Genomic DNA, 20,644 nt, shown 5'->3' with positions numbered 1-20,644 from the left:
GCAGTCCGGCAAGCGAAAAACCGCCGCTGCCGTCAAAGAGGCTGCCAAGGGTGAGCGGTTTATTCATCAGGCTTTTTCACCTCTTTCACCAGTTCACAATATGGTATCTGCTTCCCATCCCGCATGATATATACACCATCTGCATCACCGGTATCTTCCACATAACGTCTTAGGATAACAGAAGCGTATTTTTCATCCAGTTCCATGGTATAGCAGATGCGGTTCATCCGCTCACAAGCCATAAGTGTTGAACCACTGCCGCCAAAGGTGTCCATTACCACGCCATTTTCCTGTGTAGAATTGCCGATGGGATAGCCAAGCAAGTCCAGCGGCTTTGAGGTGGGGTGGTTGGCATTGCGTTTCGGCTTGTCAAAATGCCAGATGGTTGTCTGCTTGCGGTCGGAATACCAGTGATGCTTGCCGTTCTGCATAAAGCCATACAGCACAGGTTCGTGCTGCCACTGATAATCCGAACGTCCCAGAACAAGACTATCCTTTACCCAGATGCAGCAGCCTGCAAGATGAAATCCGGCATCAATGAAAGCTTTTCTGAAATTCAGCCCTTCGGTGTCTGCATGGAATACATAGGCAGAGCCGCCTTTTTCCAGATGTTCTGCCATTCGCTGAAAGGAGGACAACAGGAATGTATAAAACTCCTCGTTCTTCATGCTGTCATTCTGTATGGTCAGACCGCTGGCACTCTTGAACGAAACGCCATAAGGCGGATCGGTCAGAATGAGGTTTGCCTTGGTGTCGCCCATGAGAGAAGATACATCCTCCGCAGATGTGGCATCACCGCACATCAGCTTGTGTCTGCCAACTGTCCATACATCGCCACGCTGTACAAATGCAGCTTTTTCCAGTGCAGAGGTGAGGTCGAAATCATCGTCTTTCACTGTGTCACTGTTGTTTGTGTCAAATAAGTCTGCAATCTCAGCTTCATCGAATCCGGTCAGACCAAGGTCAAAACCAAGATTCTGCAATTCTTCCATTTCTACGGCGAGCAATTCCTCATCCCAGCCGGCATCTAATGCGGTTCTATTTGCCGTAAGAATGTAGGCCTTCTTCTGTGCTTCGGTCATATGGTCAACAAATACACAAGGTACTTCTTTGATGCCTTCTTCTTTTGCTGCCATAATACGTCCATGTCCGGCAAGGATCGTGTAGTTCTTATCAATAACAACGGGGTCTACAAACCCAAACTCTCTCAGAGAGGAGCGAAGTTTCAGAATCTGTTCCTTGTTGTGTGTTCTGGCATTGTTGGCGTATGGCACTAACTTGTTGATGTCAACAAGCTGAAATTCTGTAGTTGTGGTCATCGGTAATTCCTCCTCTGCTGGATTCTGAGCATTCCTTTTCTGGCAGCATCGATATTGCCTTTTACGGCTTGTCCCTTGATAGTTTTATATTGTTGTTTTGTAAGGAACGGCTTATTATTTTTCAGTTCTCTCCAGAATTGAACATCTGCTTTCATAAAAATCTCACTTTCTGCTGCGGAGCAGCTTTTCCATCATATCTTCCTGCGGATCGCCCTGAAATTCCACAGAACAATTTTCCCTCACGATCTGAAAAATCTGATTCCAGATCTGATTTGCCTGTTTCATGTAGTTCTGTGACATCGCTACATAGGGAGAGGCGATCGCCGCACCCGTTGTGGGATGTTTTGAAATGTACCCATATTTTGTGACGATCTGCTCGCAGTGGATCCAACGGGAAATGCTCATGGCATACTGTTCCACCAGCTGACGGCTGACGATTTTTTCACAGGAGCGTTCTTTCAGCCATTGGTAAGTTTCAGTGTACACATCATCTGCGAGAAGTTTCGTGCCGTCACGCTGTAGTTCCTGCATAAATTCACGAACAGGCGGTGTTTCAGCAGATTCCATATCCGTCGGCTGCATCATGACTTCTGCAGTTTTTCCCTCAGCAATTTTCTCAGTCAGAGCCTTTCTTGGTCTGCCTGCACCCGGTCTTGCACCGCCTCGGTTTGTACCGTCTTTCGCCATGATGTCATCACCTCCGAAAAATCAAAGAAATTCAAACAAAAATTGTAAAATCGGGCATAAAAAATGCTGACTTAAAAGTCAGCAAAAGCAGGTTTTATCGGTATTTTCTAATGTTTTAATATTCAGGGGGTCAATCGGGTGTTTGAATATTGGATTTTGTACGTGAGAGGGGGCGTCGGTCTGTAAAAAATTCACAATTAGCGATTTTTATCCCCCCACCGGCAGCATTTCAGACACAATCAATACTGATAGACAGGATTTCGGTCTTCCGTCCACGTCTTGCGGTCATGGCAGGACTTGCAAAGAGCCTGCCAGTTGCTTTCATCCCACATCAGGTGCGGATCACCACGGTGAGGAATGATATGGTCGACCACAGTCGCTGCCGTGAACCGTCCCTGTGCTTTGCACCGCACACACAAAGGATGCCGGCGGAGGTAGGCTTTGCTGAGTCGCTGCCACTTGCTGCCGTATCCACGCTTAGCGGCAGACGGTCGGTCTGGATGCAGGGGCTGATGCTCTACACAGTACAAACCGTCTGTCAGGTTGGGACAGCCGGGGTGCTTGCATGATTTCAGTGCCTTCCTCGGCATAAGGTTCACCTCCGGATACAACGAAAGCCCACGTGGAACTCCACAGGGCTTTCGGTCAGTTTTCTATGATATTATTATATCATACCTTTTTGCAAAAGTCATCCTCAATTTTACTCATGCCTTACCATAGAGAAGCAACGTCAAGTGTTGTACGGCACGATTCTTTTTGTTGTATGCAGAAGAACGCTCAATACCGAAGTGCTCGCAAATGGTATAAATGTTTTGATCTTCCCGCCAATAGAACTGTTCCAGCACATACCGTTCATCCTCCGACAGACTGTCCCATGCAGGCTGAAACCATTCCATGTATTCCTTTGCCTGACGATACCGTTCCCGCAGCACATCAATTTCGTCAATGGCAGCGATGATTCGCATTTCGCCGGACTGTGGGTTCGGACTGCCGCCCGGCATATCTGTAAATGCCGGACTGCCAAGGGTTTTGGTGTCTTCATGCACCTGTGCGATTTCTTCGTCTGTATGTGCAAGGATGTAAGCCATGCTGCTGTAATCCTTCAGTGCGTTTACAGCGGCACTCCGTTTGTCTAAGTACTGCCAAATGATATTCATCTGCTGCCTCCAAGTTCTGCTTTGACTGCCTGCATCAAAGCGGTCTGGGTTTGTTCTTTCTGGGTCAGGGCTTTCAGGATACGTTCGTCAATCGTACCCTTGGTGATGAGATGCTGTATGACAACCATTTCGGACTGCTGCCCCTGTCGCCACAGTCTGGCGTTGGTCTGCTGGTAGAGTTCCAGACTCCATGTCAGCCCAAACCACACCAACACATTTCCGCCTGCCTGCAAATTCAAGCCATGACCGGCAGCGGCTGGGTGCAGCAGACCAACTTGCAGCTTTCCAGCATTCCAGTTCCGAATACTGTCAGAAGACTGGATTTCCTGATACGAAACCCGTAGCTGTTGCAGTCGCTCTTGAATCCGCTCCAAATCATGCTTAAACCAGTACGCTACCAGAACGGGTTTGCCGTTGGCGGCCTCTATCAAATCTTCCAGTGCATCCAGCTTTCGGCTGTGAATGGGAATCACCGCTCCGGTGTCGTCATACACTGCACCGTTTGCCAGCTGGGAAAGTTTGTTGGATAGACTTGCAGCGTTGGCGGCGGTAATCTCAGTGTCCTGCATCTCCAGAATCAGTTCAGACTTGAACCGCTTGTAAGTTTCTTGCTCCGTGTCGGATAGCTGCACGGGATATTCGTTTGAAAGTAATTCCGGCATGTGCAGGTGGTCGATGGCTTTCATCGAAACGGTGATGTCCGATATTTTTTCATAGATCCGTTCTTCTGCATCGGGCAGGGGCTTGTAGGAATACACGAGATAGCCGTTCTGCTTGTCGGGCTTGAAGTATTCGTTCCGGTATTGCCCGATGAATCTACCGAGCCGTTCTCCCATATCCAGCAGACGAAATTCCGCCCATAAATCCATCAAACCGTTGCTGGCAGGCGTTCCGGTCAGCCCTACGATGCGTTTCACATTCGGTCGAACTTTCATCAGGGCTTTGAAGCGTTTGCTCTGATGGTTCTTGAAACTGGAGAGTTCATCAATCACCACCATGTCATAATCGAACTTCGTGTTGTTGACGAGCCAGTCCACATTTTCCCGGTTGATGATGTAGAGGTCGGCAGGGGCGTTCAAGGCGGCAAGGCGTTCCTCGACCGTACCGACAACAACGCTGTATCGCAGCGGTTTCAAGTTCTCCCACTTTTCGATTTCAGCAGACCATGTATCCCGTGCAACTCGCAACGGTGCAATAATCAAAACTTTTCTGACCGTAAATAGATCAAACATCAAATTGTGGATTGCGGTCAGTGTTGTAATCGTCTTACCAAGTCCCATATCCAGAAAGAGTGCTGCGATTGGATGTTCTTCGATAAATCGAACAGCATATTTCTGATAATCATGTAGTTCCATCGCTTTTCACCTCCGAGATGATTTTTTCGATGCCCTCACAAGCATCCAAGACGTAAACCAGAAAACCCAATCGCCTCAGAAGTTTATGCCGGGAAAGTTGAAGTGGTCTGGGTTTCTCTCCGGGTGCTTTTACTTCCACAAAAGCAATTCTACCGCCGGGCATCAATACGATGCGATCTGGAACGCCTGCCGTTCCGGGAGACGTGAATTTCCAGCACACACCGCCATTTTGCTTTACTGCCTTTGTGAGTTTTTCTTCAATTATTTTTTCTCGCATGGATTCTCCCTGTTTTTCGAGAAAATGGAGGTCATAGGAAGTCAAATACAAACCTTATATATAGAGAAAAATTTTACTTTTTTTCTCGCCTGCGTAAAGTCTGTATATGAGTTCCTATGACTTCCACTTTCCCTATATTTCGGTGTTTTTTGACCTTAAAAGTGGAGGTCGATTTTATAAAGTGGAAGTCAAAAACATACTTTTAGTCAAGGAAATCGAATTTGATGCACAGTCCCACAATCACATTACACTGTGTTGTTCTCTTACGTTTATACCCAGCTTGTTCCAAAGCAGAATAGAAATCTGATGTGCTGCGAACAAACTCACCATTTTCAAGACAGTATTCACGATAGTGCCGATATAGTTCTCCGGACTTTTCCTGATAGCTTTTATCCACTTCACAACACTCATTGATGAAATTGCCAAGCCAGTCATTGCCTTCCCGATAGGCTCCGATTGCATCTAAAACACACTGCGGTCTGCTGATCTGATAATTTGCAGCAATGATCTTTCTTGCACCCTCAATCAGCCAGGAAAGCACTGCACCGCCAGCGTTATCGACCAAGTGCTGCGTGTAGTTTTTGATGTCCTTAGAACCCTGAATTTTTGCGTGAAATGGAATGACAATCAATCTCCGCCATGTGCCATCATCCGATGCACCAACCTTCGGAAGATGGTTGGTATAGAGCACCAAAGTGTGAGAGGGTTCAAAGTGAAATGGTGCTTTGAACTTCTTTTCGGCAAAAATCGGGTCAGTGGAACAGAGCTGTTTTACTACACTGGTATTCAATCGCATTCCTTCCTGCAATTCTGCCGCAATAATCATCCGTTTTCCCTTGAGTTCCGCCATCTCCGGCTTCACGTTTCTCTTACAATTGACGGTCAGTGCATCCGCTGAAATGTTTCCGCTGTAACTTCCCAGAGCCTTGTAGATGACATTCCAGAACGTTGATTTTCCGTTTCGTCCGTCACCGTAGGCAATAATCATCGCCTCCAAGTACACCTTGCCCACAATGCAAAGTCCGCAAATCATCTGCACATAATCAATCAAGCTTTGGTCACCACAAAAGAACAGCTGTAAGGCATCCTCCCACAAATCCTTACCAGCATCACTTGGAACAACCGCCGTCACTTTCGTTAAGAGGTCAGCAGGATCTGTAGGCTTCCAGCCATTCAATCCTTCGGGCAGATAGTAAGTTCCACCTGGAGTATTTAAGAGCATTGGATTGCTGTCGAGGGCTTCGGGATTGTGGAGAACCAGAGGCTTTGCAGCATCCAGTGCATTGGTCATACTGCGAACATGGCGATATTTCATGACAAACGCCTTGAAAGCGGCATAGTACTGATACTCCTTGTATGCGGCGGTCTGTTCCTCATCCAGACCATCTCGGAACTTTTTCCCGCCGTTGATTGCTGCATCTCTTGCAACACCGAGGCTTTCCAGTTTCAAAAGAGATGCTTCCACCTGCTTTTCTGCCTCTGCCAGCTGTACGTCTGTATGTTCAATCATGGCAAGGATGACGGCGTGTTCTGACTCCTCCCAGTAGGTTCCGTTGTAGCGAAGATAATCGGTCGCAATGGTAAACGCCACCTCATCTGAAAAGCCTTCTACAAATGTGCGAGCCTCTCCAACATCCGAAAAATCATCGGGAATCAGGGACTGTTTGCCGTATGCTTCAGGAGAAATATATCCTTCCTGCGAGGTTACTTTTTTTCCGAATTTGCAGGCACTGTGCCAGATTGCTTCCAGTTCTTCATCCGGTAGCGGCGGTTCGCATTCTGCGGCTTTTTCCAGGAACTTCTGATAACTTTCCTCAGTCACACCAAAACGCTTGACCAGCTTTCCAGCCATGCGAGACATTGTGCTGTTTCGCTGTCCCTGCGGAATGTTACGGTTCGACTTCATCAGTGTAAGCCAGTCCTCAATGGATAAACTTCCTTCGTGCCATACAACATCACTCGGACAGCCAAAAAGGAAACGTGAGGCATCCAGTGCATTGCCGTCGAAGAACGGCAGTTCCTTATGGATTTTCTGCTTGATCGCCTTATGAGAATTTGCATCGTTGCAGGGTACTGTCGGAAAAAATACATGAAAACGTGGTCTTGCGGATTTACTCCCTTTCGCCAGCATATGATGACGGCTGTAGGTCACTGCAAATGCAACATCTCCTAAGCTGTTCATCAGCATTTCAGGCGTGATCCAGTCTTTCGGGTCATCTGAATGGTCGTTGTCACAATCCATGGGTACTACATCAGACAACAGGAAATTGGCATCACTGCGGGCAAAATTCTCATACTGAGCACAGACATGATCGTAGACAACGGCTTTTTTCAAATCCGCTTCTGAAGTAATGACCTTTTGGTTGGGATAAAGGATATTCTTTTCATTGCCGGTACAGTTTGCTGTATAGAGCGTAAATTTCATTCTATTTCCTCCAGTTCTTCGGTAAAATGCCGAATGGTCATATGCCGCCGCTTTGCCCATTTGATTTCCTGCTGCATCCCCTCCGACCGCACAGAGCCAAACACCCACAGCTGGGCACACTTTGACAGCAGTACCAAATTCATGAACATCGCTGTCTGACGATCTTCACCCAGACTGTCATCCATGAACTGCGGAAACAGCAAATGGGGAGCGATAGGGACATAGTGGGTATCTACTGCAAAGCGGCTGTATCGTCTGGCGTTTTCGATATTGTCATTGATGCAGCCGTGGGAATAGGGAGAACAAATGTATACCAGCGGTCGATAAGCGGCAGCCTTTTTCGCCCTGCGTTCCTCTCGTTCAATACGGCTCAGTGCCTCATAAGCAGTAAGATCAATGTATCCCTCAGCGTTATACCGATTCATGCAGTGCTCCTTTCAGCCGCTTCAGTGTGCAGGCATCGCAGTAAACAGCACTGCTGAAAATGTCAAAGTTTTCTGCTGTCCAGAAAACACTCAGATCCACTGGCACTTCTGCACCGCACTGCGGGCAGTGGCAGTATACGTTTTCGTTGTTGATCTCCACGGAGATACTGGTTGTGTCATTCAGATTTTCTTTGATGTAAAACATATGGAATCCTCCTTAGTCCTTCTTGTAAAAGCTGCATTCATATCCGTCTGCCCGAAGCAGCAGTCCCTTTGCCCAGTCTGGCGTTCTCGCCATCTGCTGACAGATCTCATCCAGCTTTGTATCTTTCGGGCATTCGATAATCATTTCATCGTGAATATGACCGACAATGAAGTGTTGTGATAGTGTCTGCATGGAATAGAAGAGCAGATCCCGTGCGGTTGCCTGAACAATGTTTTCGACCAGCTTGCCGGAGTAAGTCTCCAAGCGTTCCCATTTTCTGCCCGTGCCAATGCCCTCATAGGTGATAGAATCACCGCCGAAGCGATTTTCACCAATGCGTGGCTTGACATATGCCAGCCGCCGCCCGGACAGCAGCTTGATAAACAGAAAACCATATTCATAAGAGAAGTAAATGCCGTGGGTCTCTGTTTCGGTTTTATCCCGCACAGCTTTGATGGCCGCATTTTCTACATCCCACCACAACTGTACAATGTGTGGAGAAGCAGTTCGCCAGTCCGTCACAATTTGCTTCAGTTCTGTATCGGACATTTCCGATCCGCCCATGGCTTTCATTGCTCCGACCGAGCCGCCGTAGCCGCAGTTGTGGACAAGTTTTCCTGATACGGTAAAACGATGATGTCTTCCGGCATTTTGTATGTCATAAAGTCGAGCCGTGCGGCTATGAGTCTCCAGCGTTTTTCCGCACTGATAATTTTCACCCAGCCGTATTGCTTTCCCACCATCTCCGGTTTGTACGAGATGTGAGCCGCAGGAGGCGGCGATTCCAAACTGTATCGGCTGCGATTGCCCTTCGATCCATACGAGATGATCTGGGGTTGCTGTAAGTCCTTCATAAGTAATCACCTCACGTTTGCCTTTGTAAATGACACCTTCATGGTGTACCCATTGTTCTCCATCCCACAAGAGGTCATCTGTAGTCACTTTCTCAATCGGAACCAGCCCATGATCGGTAAGCACCAATTGTCCTTCTGCGATGCAAGCCAATTCTGCGACCTTGCCTTTCTGCCGAAGATGTCCGTTGATGCCATGCTTGACTACTGGCACGCCGAAAATCTTTGCTGCCGAGGCACAGTAGATGTCTTTGTCCTCTGCGAACGCCTGCATTCGCCACGTTTCACCGGCAAGCCATGCAATCACTCTTGCTTCAATCGCCGAGAAATCTGCCACGAGGAATTTGTAGCCGGGCTTTGGCACGAACGCCGTCCGAATCAGCTGTGAGAGCGTGTCCGGAACGTCTTCATACAGCAGTTCTACTGCTTCTAAATCACCAGACTTCACAAGCTCCCGTGCATCTTCCAAATCGGGAAGGTGATTCTGTGGCAGGTTTTGTAGCTGAATGATACGACCAGCCTCTCGACCTGTTCGATTTGCACCATAGAACTGAAACATTCCTCTTGCACGACCATCCGAGCAAACGGCGTTCTGCATGGCTTGATACTTTTTGACCGAGGATTTTGATGCCTGCTGTCGAAGTAGCAACACGGCTTGCAAGTCCGGCGGAGCGGTTTTCAGCTGTTCCTGTACTTCTTTTTTTCCCAACGATTCTAATTCCAGTCCGTGTTCCGCCAGCCATTGTTTCATTTGCTGAACAGAGTTCGGATTGTCCAAGTCGGTCAGATTTTTCAGTAGATGCAATAGCTTGTCCTTTGTCAATGTGTCCATACGAATTGCTTGCTGCACCAGCTGCAAATCCAGTTGTATTCCTCGATCGTTGATGGTCTGGTCAAGGGCATACTCCTGCCAGACAAAATCCGGCACAGGAAACCGAGCAATTTTTTGTTCAATCGCTTGTTCCGTTTCCACATCCCGTTTGTTGTATGCCCGAAAGACGTTCCATTTCTTCGGAGCATCGGTCGGAACATGAAACACCGGAATGCCGTTCACCGTGTCGTATGGCACGCAGAAATAGCGAATCAGGGCTTTCCCCTCGGACATTTTCTGTTGCTGTAACTGTAGAACTGCTCCTACGCCGGCAAGGCTCAGCGGCAAGCCCAGATAGGCCGCTGCCACCATCGTGCATCGCCATGCGTTCGGGTTTAGATAGTTGCCGCAGGCATCCTCCGGCAATCCATAGGAAATGAAGCATTCCGGATAGTTTCGCCGCAGCCAGACCGACAGGCAGACCCGTTCAAAGCTGGCGTTGAAGGCATGTTTCTGGATGCGGTCATCCGTCAGAGCGTTGAGGATTTCTTCCGGCAGCTGTTCACCGCAGGCAAGGTCAACCACCTGCACCGGGGCATCGTCCACGGAGTACGCAAAAAGCAGAATATCAAAATATGGGGAATCTGCATAACGATACACACCTGATTTGGCAATGTCGATGTCGCTTTTGGTTTCTAAATCAATCATCAATTTTTGCATATCTCAATCACCCACCCAAGCATGACGCCTAGCTGTCCGCCCAGCTATCTTAGTTCAGAAAATCTTCGTCTTCTGCAGTTGCGAAGTCGTCCTCTGCACGGCTGTGACCGCCCAACGGTTCGCCATCTCGAATCTTCTGGATGTTCTGCAGTCCGCAGGCAATACCACGGGATGTCTTGGTGTTGAACGCATAGAAGGTGATGCTGGCTCTGCCGTAGACACCGCTGTAAATCTCGCTGTGGTCTAAAATCTGCTGGCAGGCTACATCCACGATGCCAGGGGCAGTGATGGAATTGGCATTGACGAAATAGCTGTTGACATACGCTTCATCGTCCGGTCGTTCCAAATCTCCATCCCGAAGCGGAGTCTTGATCGATGTCAGTGGCGGAACGGACTTGCTGTTGCCCTTCAACTTGCCCTGACCCTCCTCGTAGGCAGCCTGAATGGCGGCACGAATCTTCTCGATGGTTTTCGTGTCCGACTTCGGAATGATGAGGGAAACGCTGTACTTCGGCTTGCTGTTCTCGTCCATTGCCTTTGCTTCCCAGAGGTTGGCGTAGCTAAATCTGCATACACCGGTTACTACTTTTGCAGGATTGATATACTTTGCCATGATAAAAACTCCTTTATTCTTTGAAATCTACCTGTGCAGTATTCCACGCAGGTCGTTTGTCTGATAGCGGAACAAGTGTTGGCTTTCCCTGTGGTTTCACAAGCAAATTTCCCAACAATTCTTCGAATTTTTTCTTGCCCAGCATTCTGGTCATTGCAGTAATGCCCAGTACCTTATGTTCATATGGGTCGAACCCAGCAGCTTGTACCGCCTCCGCTGCTGCAGTTTCACTGCAATATGCTCGTCTGGCTCTGCCTTCAACCAGCTTCCAATTCTTCCACGCTTTTCCCTGTAAGGACTGCTGCAAGGCGTATTCTTTGACATCGGAAGCCCATGCAGCCAGCTGGTCAGCAGTTTCCAAAATTGCTTCAATTTCGGTATCGGTCAGCTTGTCCGGCATCGCAAAATCATACTTCGCCAATTGCAGATTGTACTCTGCCCGTTTCCGGCAAGTTGCTTTCACTTTGCAGAACCGACAATGTTCACCAGCACAGAAATCACCATCGCCTCTGGCGGCAAGTGCGGCTTTGGGTTTCAGTTCGATTTCCGCCCAATGCAGCAGCTCCGACAGCGACAGGGTGCATTCGCTGAGGTTCTGAATTCTCGGTTGAAAAATCACCATCCGGATTTCTGCAATGTCATAGAGGGCATCGAACAGTTCCAACGCCCCAAGAGCGTACAGCATCATCTGCGAGTTATGCTCGGCAGACACTGCCACGCCCTTGCCGTACTTGAAGTCGATGACGGTTAGAACGGAATCTGCAACAATCACGCAATCTCCCGTGCCGAAGCCGTCCGGAACGTAGCGGCTGAAATCCAAACGCTGTTCCACTAAAACAATCGGTTCTTGCAGATTTGCCAGCTGTTCGGCAATGTACTGAGCATAGCTGTCCGTGCTGTCTTCCATTTCTGCATCGTAGAAGTCTAAGCTCTCCGTGGAATTAGATGTCGGATTCCCGAGCAGTCTTTGCACCTTATACTCTGCAAGCTCGTGGGCACACGTGCCTTCCCGGGCGTAGTCCGTCACGGTATCCGGCAGGGCAGCACAGATCTGTGCGGAGGGCGGACACGCCAGCCATCGGGCACTGGAGGAAGCAGAGAGCATGGCATGTTTATTCGGCATGGGTTGCCTCCTGTGCATCTGTGAACAGTGCAGCGTACCGCTCTGGCGGAACTTCAGACAATCGACTGCCGCCGTACTTTTGCAGCAGTTTCAGCACTGTTTCCTTTTGTCCGCTGCGGGACAGATTTGCCAGGACACTGCGGACTTCTTCCAGTGTGACCGGCTTTTCCACTGCTTTTTTGACCGTTTCTTCTTTTTGCGGATAAATCTGTGTAAACGTTTCCACTTCCGCCTTGGAAGCACTTTCTGCCCACTCTGATGCGACCTTTACGAAATCGCTGAGTGCTGCAAGGACATCTATGAGGGTTTTCATTTGGTTTCACTCCTTTGCATATTTTTGACGATAGGTCTGAGAACTAAATTCCGCTAATATTTGGCGAATCACTTCTGCTTGCCGAATATCTGCAAACAATAGCAATTGCTCCAAAGCAACAGATTGTTCTTCTGTAAGCATATTTTTATATGGATGATACCAATCTGCTACTCTAACACCGCCGCCATTCCCAGAACACGTCTCCAGAGGATAGTCCAATGCAAGTGCATGAATGTCGTTGCGAACAGTATTACAACATACACATAATTCCTGTGCAAGAAGTGGAACTGTTGTTTGTCTGCGAGCAACTAAAATCTTCATGATTTCGGCACGCCGTTCACTCACACTCACATGGACACCCCCTTTCCTAATCGTCGAACTTACTCTAGCATTCAAACTACCAGCCTTTTTGGTAGTTTGAAAAGAGTTCACAAAACATTTTCAATTTGTACAGGTATAAAAACACCGACAAGGTACAGAAAAAATTCTGCACCTCATCGGATGTTCTCACTTTTTTACCAAACTGATCAGCCACGGAGCAATGGGTCTTGCAATCATTCTCGCATTCAGATATGCCATTTCCAGTGTCAGACAAGTGCTGCCCAGATAATATCCGTTTCGTTCTGCCAAGGTCATGGCAAGATTCGGTTTTTCCATATCTGTTAAACAGATCGGCAGCAGAAACTGCAATTGATTTTGATATCCCTGCGGTACTACCAGCCCCGGCTCAATTACTGCTTTTCGTCTGCCCAGTTCCACTGCTGTTTCCAGAAGCAATGGCAGATTCTTGAACCGAATCAGTTTCTTTGGCAGCCGTTCCCGATTTTCTGGGTCGCTGAGAATGTGTTCTGCATTTACCCGAATTGGCCATTCCGGATTAAAGTTTACACCATTTTGCATCATCGGGAAATATGGCTTTTTGGGCAGTGGTTCTACATATCGCAGCTTGGAAGAAACAGCATCACAAAAGCCAGTGAAATACCATTTCAATGTGGTGTCTTTCTTTTTATTTCGTTCAAAGCAGGCGTAGATTGCCTGATACTGTCTTGTGTACAGTCCTGTATGAAAGCAGGCACAATTATTTTCCACATGGAAATACGCCGTTTCTCCGGTGTTGTAATCGATGCTCAGCTTCCGGAACATCATATGGAGATACCGTTCCAAAATCGGCGTATCTGTATTTTTACATTCGGTCTGCGGCTTTCGGAATCGCCATGCTTCCGGCAACGCTATTTCTGCCAATTGTTCTAACTGCCCGTACCAATCCGGCACATAGGCAAATTCAAATAAATCTGTTTCTATCATTTTATCACCTTACACTTAGAAAGTGCCTCCAGATACTTTGTTTGTATCTCTGCTTTCTGATCTTCGCACACATACTGGTGTTCTGTGCCGTCTGAACAAATCTCAACCACAGTTGACAATGCACTGATATATGCATCATAATACTGCAGCAGCTTTTCCTGTGCATCGTGGTCACCTTTGACAGCACGATACACCGTTTCATAATCCAATTTCATTCTTTTGTGTCCTTTCGTAATAGCTGCGAATATTTGCAAATGCGTTTTTCTTCCGTTCTGACACGGAGCGTCTGGAGATCTGCAATGTTTCGGAAATCTCGGAAATAGACATTCCATACCAGAATTCTAAAATAACCACTTCCTTTTGTTTGGGCGGCAACAGCAGCATTGCCTGATACAGCCATTCTGTTGCAACGACACAGCAGTATCCGTTTCCGGCATCGATGAAATGTTCGGATGGATAGACTGCATTTTCACCGTGTGTTTTCAAAATGTACTGTACGATATCTGTGTTGACTGACTCATTTTTCTTTCTTGTTTTTGCAGCAGCGGCGAAATTTCTGCTTGCATTTCTCATTACTGTTTTGCTGAAACTATCGAAAATCTCAAGTTTCAGCTGATCATCATCATGTGAGGGAGCAGACATTATTTTCCCTCCCTCCATATTCAGTTTTGAGAAGCCCTTTTTTGCCCTCCTGAAATTACTAAGACAATTGAGAGAAGCAAAATGGGAAGGTTTTAGATGTAAAATTTATATGAATAGGCAGGAGAAAGAAAAAAGCAGCATACAAAACCGGTCATTTCGCCGGATTGTATGCTGCTTGAGGAAAAATAGAAAGGGCAGTTCTGCCCAGCTGTTTGCCGGACAGAACTGCCCTTTTAGTGGTTGAATTTTAATGGAAATTATTGCTTGCAGGTAAATTGCATACATTAAATGACCAGTGCTGTCTGTTCCAGAAATAGGGTTGTTGTGGAAATAAGTGTAAAGATTCAGGCTCAGCGGATCATTATTGCTGCCAGCATAAGACTAGGAATACCTCGCCAGCTATTTATACATACAATAATTCTTAAAGTAAACTCCGTCTTTCTAAATCAAGCACATCAATTTGTTCTTTTTCAAACAAATCTTCTAGTGCATCATATCCATGTTTCAGAATATACTGGTACTCTTTCTCCGAAACTGGAATCATTTGCAACCATGCCACATACTTTTGTTTCACAGTAAGTGTATGCAGTGCACCATCCCATAAAAACGGATATGCCATCAACATATGTTTCATATCAAACTCAGGATAATACATCGATACTACATCTGTAATCACAGCACCAGGTCTATAGCATTGAGTACCATCCATAATTTGAAATGCACATGTTGACACGATGTTTGGAAAAAGATCATAAGAAATATCGCAAGCAGAAACTAATTCAACTGTAAGTGGTTTTCCATTAGCCTCTAATTTAGCTACAAGATTGCTCAATCCCAGCGTCGCATAAGAGTTCGAACCTACGCAAGGAGTATCAAAACCAGTAAGGATATCGATTGACTTTTCTGTCTTCTCGTCCAAGTAAGCAAAAACCTTGTATGAAATTTCTTCTGCATCTCCCAAAAAAGCATCATATGCCTCGTTAAAAATCAGTTCTTCCAATGTCATCTTCGTGCTCCTTTCGGTCTAATAAAACGATTTGTTTTATCTTCTCCGATGTGGCTTCTGTTCGAACTCGGTAGTTCAGGTCGATAAATCGTAGGATCATTATATTCATCCAAAAATTGTTTTCTTGAAATTCCGCGATTCTGTGCATCAATCTGATGCTTCCAAAATTCATGTTTCTCTAAGTGCCCCATATCCCATGGTTCGTTTTTATGAATTTCTCTTCCAGTAACGCGATCAATTACCTTTCCTTCGGCATTTTTGGCATTTTCCCAAACTTGATCTCTAATGCCTTTTCTAAAATGAGAAGGTCTCTTATAGGTAGAAGATACAGCAGTTTTTCCTTGGATTAATACTTCTTCTCCTAAAGCAGCATTTGAAATTTTCTTTGCATCCTTGGCTGTATCTGCCAATTCAAGAACCGCATCACCCTTTTTGGATACTGTAATAACAACATCTGCTGCTTGGGACAAATCGTGTGCCGTATCAACAGCTTTGTATGCATCATAAGCAGTTTCTGCTGCATGCACTCCTACTTTTAGTCCTGCACTTGGAACACCTGGTGTTACAAGTCCGACTACATCTGTCAAAATATCAACAGCACCCATCGGAGTGGGTTCAATGCAAAATGAAACAATGTCAAATGCTAAACTTGCCGCATCAAAAAATGTATCCAGAAAATGACCAGTACTATCTGTTCCAGAAACAGGATTGTTGTGGCAATAGGTGTACAGATTCAGGCTCAGCGGATCATTATTGCTGCCAGCAAAAGAATCTCTTGAGATAAATCGTCCAGTTGAAGGACTATAGTATCTCGCACGCAAATAAATGGTAGCAGTTTCCTTATCATAATACTCGCCACAATACCGAAATGCATTGGTGTCAGTGTCATCAATATTCTTTTCTACACCAAAAGCATCATACTGATATGTTTTAGTAACAGCACCATTATTGTCTGTTAAATTGACAACATCACCATGAGCGTTTTGTGTGTAGTAAGTATAATCTGACTTAACTGCCTGTACAAACTCACACCCTGCCAGCAAATTCGTTCCACGAATATAGATTTGTGCTTTGTATGGATTGCTTCCATCCGCATCAACTGCAATCTGTTTATCATCATTCCAGATTTGATCGATACTATGACCATCTACAGTTTTGCTAATACGCAGACCATCTACATCATATTTATAACTTGCTGTTGTTTTGCCATCCGTAAATCCAATCAGCTGATTCAGACTATCATAAGTATTTGTCTCTGTCTTATCTGCTGTGATCTTTGTGATCTGATTTCCATTGGCATCGTAAGAATAAGCAGTTTCTTCTCTCTTTGCATTTGTTGTGGTGCTTGTAATCAGATCTGTTGGACTAATTGCTAATCCATTATTTGAGGTTACAGCACTAGGAGTTTCTTTAACTGTCTTGATTTCTTTCTGAAGCAGGGCAGTATATTTGCCATTGACAGTATAATCATAGACAGTTTCATATTCTTCCGAACCATTAGCAACCATCTTAGAACGATTGCCATAATCATCATATTCGTATGAATACGTATCGGCTGTCTTACCATTAGAAATAGATTCCTTGGTTAACCGCTTCAAGCCATCATAGTCATATGATGTTGTTTCTATTATACCATTTTCATTGCGTACTTTGCAAGCATCTGAACCGTCTAAATAGTACGAATATTCGTAACTGGATATGTCGAATTTTCCTGATTTGGTAACGAGTTTTGTTACCTTGTTGCATGCATTGTAGGAATAAGTCGATACCACACCATTTGCAAGCGTTTCAGAAATCTTATTACCATTCTCATCATAGGCATAGGAAGCTGTCAGATTTCCACCTTCCTTAACCTGAACCACACGCATTTCATCATCATAGGTATAAGAAATATTTTCATATACAATTTGATGATTGCGTCCGATAAAATAAGAACTTACATTTTGAGAAATACCCTCATAATAATAGCCCTTGAAACCTGTACTGCTTTCCTCTGTGATTTTTCTTCCAAGATCATCATAAAGATACATCGTTTGCTCATCATTGACATTGATGCTCTGTACTCTTCCCATTTTGTCATATTCATATGACTTATTTACATTTTTAGATGAATCATTAGAATGAACTGTATTAGCTATTAATATACGATTTAAAGCATCATAGGTATTTGTGGTAACATTTCCATTTGCGTCTGTTACTGTTAAAGCATTGCCATTTAGATCATATGTTGTTATTCCAGAGTCATAACCTGTGCTATCAGTTGTCTTTACCAAATGGCTCCATGCATCATACTCATAGTTTGTTTTCAAGTAATCTGAATCTGAATCTGCATGTAGTCCAGTTAGCATTGTTGTTTGAATGCCAGCACTGTTATACAGATATTTTGTGATGTTCTTCTTACTATTGGAAGTACCATCACTCAATGTCACCTGTGTTAGCAAGTTCTGTGCATTATACTGATTTTCTGTTACACTATATTTTATTGTATTGTCATTCTGCTTTTGTACAGTTTGCTTTATCAGTATTACATTGCCATTTTTGTCATACTGATTTTCTGTAATAGAATAGTTGACTGATCCATCAGCTTTAGTGTTAAAAGGTGTATATGTTCTACTAACTTTACAAATTCCATTAGCAGATTCTAAAGTTGTATTCTCATGTTTGGTAACATTGCCAAGTGCGTCAATTTCACGTGCAATCTCACCATTTGCATAATAAGCATTCGTTTTCTTTATCTTACCATTTGTCTTTTCATAGATGTTTTTTTGCTTGAAGTTTGTCAAAACTTCAGATACAACTTGCTTATCAGCAGTAATATAGGTAGTATTTGTTGTTTTCAACACACTACTAGATTTAGAAGAACTATTATCTAATCCAGTATATACATCAACACTATAATTTTTAATAAATTCATATGATGTGGTCGATTGAATCTGTTTTGAAGACTCAGAATCAGCTTTAAAATATTTAGCTTTTTCTCGCTGCAATCCATCATATTCTGTCAGACTAATTGTGCCATCTGGATCTGTTTGCTTTGTAATATTACCATACGCATCATACACATAAGAGGTAACATTACCTTCTGCATCCGTTTCTGATTTTTTGTTTCCGTCCGGATAATAAGTTGTCAAGCTGCCATGGCTCTTATCAGCAGAATAATTCGGTGCGTACTCCGCAGTTTTGCGGCTCAGCAAATCATATTCTGCAATGGTAGTCGCCGGTGTGCTTCCCGTTCCATAATCTCTAGTAACTGTAACATTGTTGAACTTATCGTACTCATATTCCTTTACAGAATAAAGATTTTTGGAAATGTCAAAACTGGTGGTTTCCTTTGACACTTGAAGTTGTGCATTATACTCATAAGAAACTGTATTTACAACAGTATTTCCATCCTTCAGTGTCTTGGATTTTACCAGTCCTTTTCCAACGCCATCCTTGTAGTAATCATACTCAGTTACATTACCTTCGGGGTCGGTTGTAGCACGAATCAACCCTGCAATTCCACTCACATAACTATCAGCATAATATTCATGACTCGTGATTGCATAACTTGCCTCGTTCGCTGCAAGATACTTCACCGGATCAAAATTGTCTGCTGTAACTGTATTGATATCAGTTTGAGATAATGGATGCAGACTGGTTGCTTCCTTCAAAAGCCGAGTTCCATTAGAATCATATGCTTTGATAGTTGCATTTCCTGATTCGTCAACTTCTGCAATGACACTATTCTTATCATTGTAATTGGCAAGCGTGTATGTGCCATCTGCATTGGTGGTCTTGATGACATTACCGTTAGCATCACGGTCGTACTTCGTTGTATTACCCATAATGTTAACACTTTCAATCATCTCATCATACTTGTTTTCGCCGTCTTCGTCTGTGCTATAGGTGATTTTGTCCACCTCATAGGTCTGACCATCCGTTTCTACGATGTTGCTTTTCACTGCGTATTTATCATCGCATTCATAGGTATAGGTCTTTACCAGTACATCACCGTCATACTCTTTCAATCCTGTCTGTTTCTGTACCTTATCATAGGTATACACCTGTTTCAGACCAGATGCATTGGTCAGCCAATTTACAGAGCCATTATCATTATACACTATCTGGTCTGTCATTTCATCGTAGCAGTTTGTAATTTTACAAAGTCTGCCTTTTCCATCATATTCATAAGATTCTGTTCCGCCAGATACACTTGTTGCAGATACCAACTGAAAATCTCCATTGTACGCATAAGTAACCACACGACCTGCGGTAGTATCTTCAATACTGGTAATCCGAGAATGTTCTTTATTGCCATTATAGGTGATCGTATAAGTTCTGCCAGTGGAATCCGTCACTACACGCTGGTTGTTAGTCATAGAAGAAATGGTTAGAATATTGCCCTCTGCATCTTTGACCCAATCCAATTCGCCATTTGTATTAAAGTGATACTTTGATTGTGCTGCATTTGTAATAGTGTATTCGCTTCCGGATTTTGTCATAGTGCTATGAGCATTCAAACACTCAAATCCGCCTTTTCCATTATCCTTAAATGTGGTATTTGAGCCATCTGGCAAAACGACCTGATAATAACCAGTAGCTGGCTTTACAATCTTGCTGACATCAATATTAAAATCCCAGCCAATTCCAAAGGAGCCTTCCTCAGTACTAATAGAATTATATGTACGAACAAAATCAGAAGTTATGCCAGGAGACTCAATACTTAAATCAGTAAAGGATTTTGTATAATTTCCAGTTGCAATGTGCACACCTTCACCAATTTCCCAGCCTTTCCGGTAAAGGGTATAATCTGGCTCATAGGGAGTATTATCTTCTAGGAACCACGGACGAATGTGATAGCGGTCGGGAGAGTATCCTAACGGAAAATGCAATCCACACATGTCATATTCTTCATCATAATAATCAAAATTTAGATGCCGTTTTGTTGTGGGGTTTCCATTTTCATCATAAATATAGGTGTAACGATTATCCCATAAAATTGTCTGTACACCCTCTGGATAATAAAGGCTAATCACATGATCTCCAGTAGAATAAACAGACTTTTCACCGGATGCTTCATTTACTTCCCATGTTGGTCCTTCAAAATAAATAGTTCCAGCTGTCCATTTACCTTCCATGTCGGCTAAGGTGATATAATTCCAATTGCCATAGATATCAACTTCTCCACCAGAAACGGTCATTTGCATGATATCATAGCAATTCGCCTGACCAAAATTGAAATCGCCGCCAATAATGACTAATCCACCATTAATATTCATTAATTGACCAGCATTTCCACCCCAACCATCTGGAGAAGCAGTGCGAAATACCAGATTGTTTTCAATCAAAAGTTCACCGCCATTGATGTTCAGCGTTGCTCCCTGATTGCCAGACCAAAATTTCGGAATATCAGTTGTAAAGGACATAC

Annotated in this window: 19 protein-coding genes; all 19 read right to left on the bottom strand. The window is 44.6% G+C overall.

Translation table 11 applies throughout. The features are described from left to right. Window positions 1-59: 59 nt before the first annotated feature. Window positions 60-1,319 carry a site-specific DNA-methyltransferase gene (locus tag QZ375_RS11325; RefSeq protein WP_295219246.1) on the bottom strand — a complete coding sequence of 420 codons (1,260 nt, stop codon included), beginning with the start codon at window positions 1,317-1,319 and terminating at the stop codon, window positions 60-62. 162 nt (window positions 1,320-1,481) lie between these two features. Continuing rightward, window positions 1,482-2,006: a P27 family phage terminase small subunit gene (locus QZ375_RS11320; protein ID WP_295219244.1), complete on the bottom strand. Its 525-nt coding sequence runs from the start codon at window positions 2,004-2,006 to the stop codon at window positions 1,482-1,484. Between the two features lie 239 nt (window positions 2,007-2,245). Further along, complete coding sequence (locus tag QZ375_RS11315; protein WP_295219243.1) at window positions 2,246-2,596, bottom strand: HNH endonuclease signature motif containing protein; 351 nt, start codon at window positions 2,594-2,596, stop codon at window positions 2,246-2,248. A gap of 114 nt (window positions 2,597-2,710) precedes the next feature. Beyond that, window positions 2,711-3,163, bottom strand: coding sequence for a hypothetical protein (locus tag QZ375_RS11310; RefSeq protein ID WP_295219241.1), 453 nt, complete (start codon window positions 3,161-3,163; stop codon window positions 2,711-2,713). Then, the gene (locus QZ375_RS11305) at window positions 3,160-4,518 is read right to left on the bottom strand and encodes a DEAD/DEAH box helicase (RefSeq protein WP_295219239.1); all 1,359 of its coding nucleotides are present in this window, start codon (window positions 4,516-4,518) and stop codon (window positions 3,160-3,162) included. The genes QZ375_RS11310 and QZ375_RS11305 overlap by 4 nt, the downstream gene beginning before the upstream one ends. After that, on the bottom strand, window positions 4,505-4,795 hold the full coding sequence (locus QZ375_RS11300; RefSeq protein ID WP_046437754.1) for a VRR-NUC domain-containing protein: 291 nt from the start codon (window positions 4,793-4,795) through the stop codon (window positions 4,505-4,507). Before QZ375_RS11300 ends, QZ375_RS11305 begins: the two co-directional genes overlap by 14 nt. A gap of 202 nt (window positions 4,796-4,997) precedes the next feature. Continuing rightward, window positions 4,998-7,220 carry a phage/plasmid primase, P4 family gene (locus QZ375_RS11295; protein WP_295219231.1) on the bottom strand — a complete coding sequence of 741 codons (2,223 nt, stop codon included), beginning with the start codon at window positions 7,218-7,220 and terminating at the stop codon, window positions 4,998-5,000. After that, on the bottom strand, window positions 7,217-7,645 hold the full coding sequence (locus QZ375_RS11290; RefSeq protein WP_276687617.1) for a DUF4406 domain-containing protein: 429 nt from the start codon (window positions 7,643-7,645) through the stop codon (window positions 7,217-7,219). Before QZ375_RS11290 ends, QZ375_RS11295 begins: the two co-directional genes overlap by 4 nt. Then, window positions 7,632-7,850 carry a hypothetical protein gene (locus tag QZ375_RS11285; RefSeq protein ID WP_295219227.1) on the bottom strand — a complete coding sequence of 73 codons (219 nt, stop codon included), beginning with the start codon at window positions 7,848-7,850 and terminating at the stop codon, window positions 7,632-7,634. The genes QZ375_RS11290 and QZ375_RS11285 overlap by 14 nt, the downstream gene beginning before the upstream one ends. A gap of 12 nt (window positions 7,851-7,862) precedes the next feature. After that, window positions 7,863-10,232, bottom strand: coding sequence for a DNA polymerase (locus tag QZ375_RS11280; RefSeq protein ID WP_295219226.1), 2,370 nt, complete (start codon window positions 10,230-10,232; stop codon window positions 7,863-7,865). A gap of 49 nt (window positions 10,233-10,281) precedes the next feature. Beyond that, window positions 10,282-10,845: a DUF2815 family protein gene (locus tag QZ375_RS11275; RefSeq protein WP_295219223.1), complete on the bottom strand. Its 564-nt coding sequence runs from the start codon at window positions 10,843-10,845 to the stop codon at window positions 10,282-10,284. Between the two features lie 13 nt (window positions 10,846-10,858). Then, window positions 10,859-11,968, bottom strand: coding sequence for a DUF2800 domain-containing protein (locus QZ375_RS11270; protein ID WP_295219222.1), 1,110 nt, complete (start codon window positions 11,966-11,968; stop codon window positions 10,859-10,861). Continuing rightward, window positions 11,958-12,281 carry an rRNA biogenesis protein rrp5 gene (locus tag QZ375_RS11265; RefSeq protein WP_295219219.1) on the bottom strand — a complete coding sequence of 108 codons (324 nt, stop codon included), beginning with the start codon at window positions 12,279-12,281 and terminating at the stop codon, window positions 11,958-11,960. The genes QZ375_RS11270 and QZ375_RS11265 overlap by 11 nt, the downstream gene beginning before the upstream one ends. Window positions 12,282-12,287: 6 nt before the next feature. Next, window positions 12,288-12,632 (bottom strand): DeoR family transcriptional regulator, encoded by a 345-nt coding sequence (locus QZ375_RS11260; protein ID WP_295219217.1) that lies wholly within the window; start codon window positions 12,630-12,632, stop codon window positions 12,288-12,290. A 156-nt stretch (window positions 12,633-12,788) separates the two neighbouring features. Then, window positions 12,789-13,586, bottom strand: a complete 798-nt coding sequence (locus QZ375_RS11255) for a DUF3825 domain-containing protein (RefSeq protein ID WP_295219209.1) — start codon at window positions 13,584-13,586, stop codon at window positions 12,789-12,791. Further along, window positions 13,583-13,801, bottom strand: coding sequence for a helix-turn-helix domain-containing protein (locus tag QZ375_RS11250; RefSeq protein ID WP_181977076.1), 219 nt, complete (start codon window positions 13,799-13,801; stop codon window positions 13,583-13,585). Before QZ375_RS11250 ends, QZ375_RS11255 begins: the two co-directional genes overlap by 4 nt. Next, complete coding sequence (locus QZ375_RS11245; RefSeq protein ID WP_295219203.1) at window positions 13,785-14,228, bottom strand: sigma-70 family RNA polymerase sigma factor; 444 nt, start codon at window positions 14,226-14,228, stop codon at window positions 13,785-13,787. The genes QZ375_RS11250 and QZ375_RS11245 overlap by 17 nt, the downstream gene beginning before the upstream one ends. Before the next feature lie 421 nt (window positions 14,229-14,649). Continuing rightward, the gene (locus tag QZ375_RS11240; RefSeq protein ID WP_295219198.1) at window positions 14,650-15,234 is read right to left on the bottom strand and encodes a suppressor of fused domain protein; all 585 of its coding nucleotides are present in this window, start codon (window positions 15,232-15,234) and stop codon (window positions 14,650-14,652) included. After that, window positions 15,231-20,564 (bottom strand): RHS repeat-associated core domain-containing protein, encoded by a 5,334-nt coding sequence (locus QZ375_RS11235; protein ID WP_295219195.1) that lies wholly within the window; start codon window positions 20,562-20,564, stop codon window positions 15,231-15,233. Before QZ375_RS11235 ends, QZ375_RS11240 begins: the two co-directional genes overlap by 4 nt. Window positions 20,565-20,644: the final 80 nt, after the last annotated feature.

It is taken from the genome of Ruminococcus sp. (assembly GCF_019417665.1).
Taxonomy (GTDB): domain Bacteria; phylum Bacillota; class Clostridia; order Oscillospirales; family Ruminococcaceae; genus Ruminococcus_C.
The sequence above is the reverse complement of the archived record's forward strand: the minus strand, read 5'-3'. Positions and strand labels throughout refer to the sequence as shown.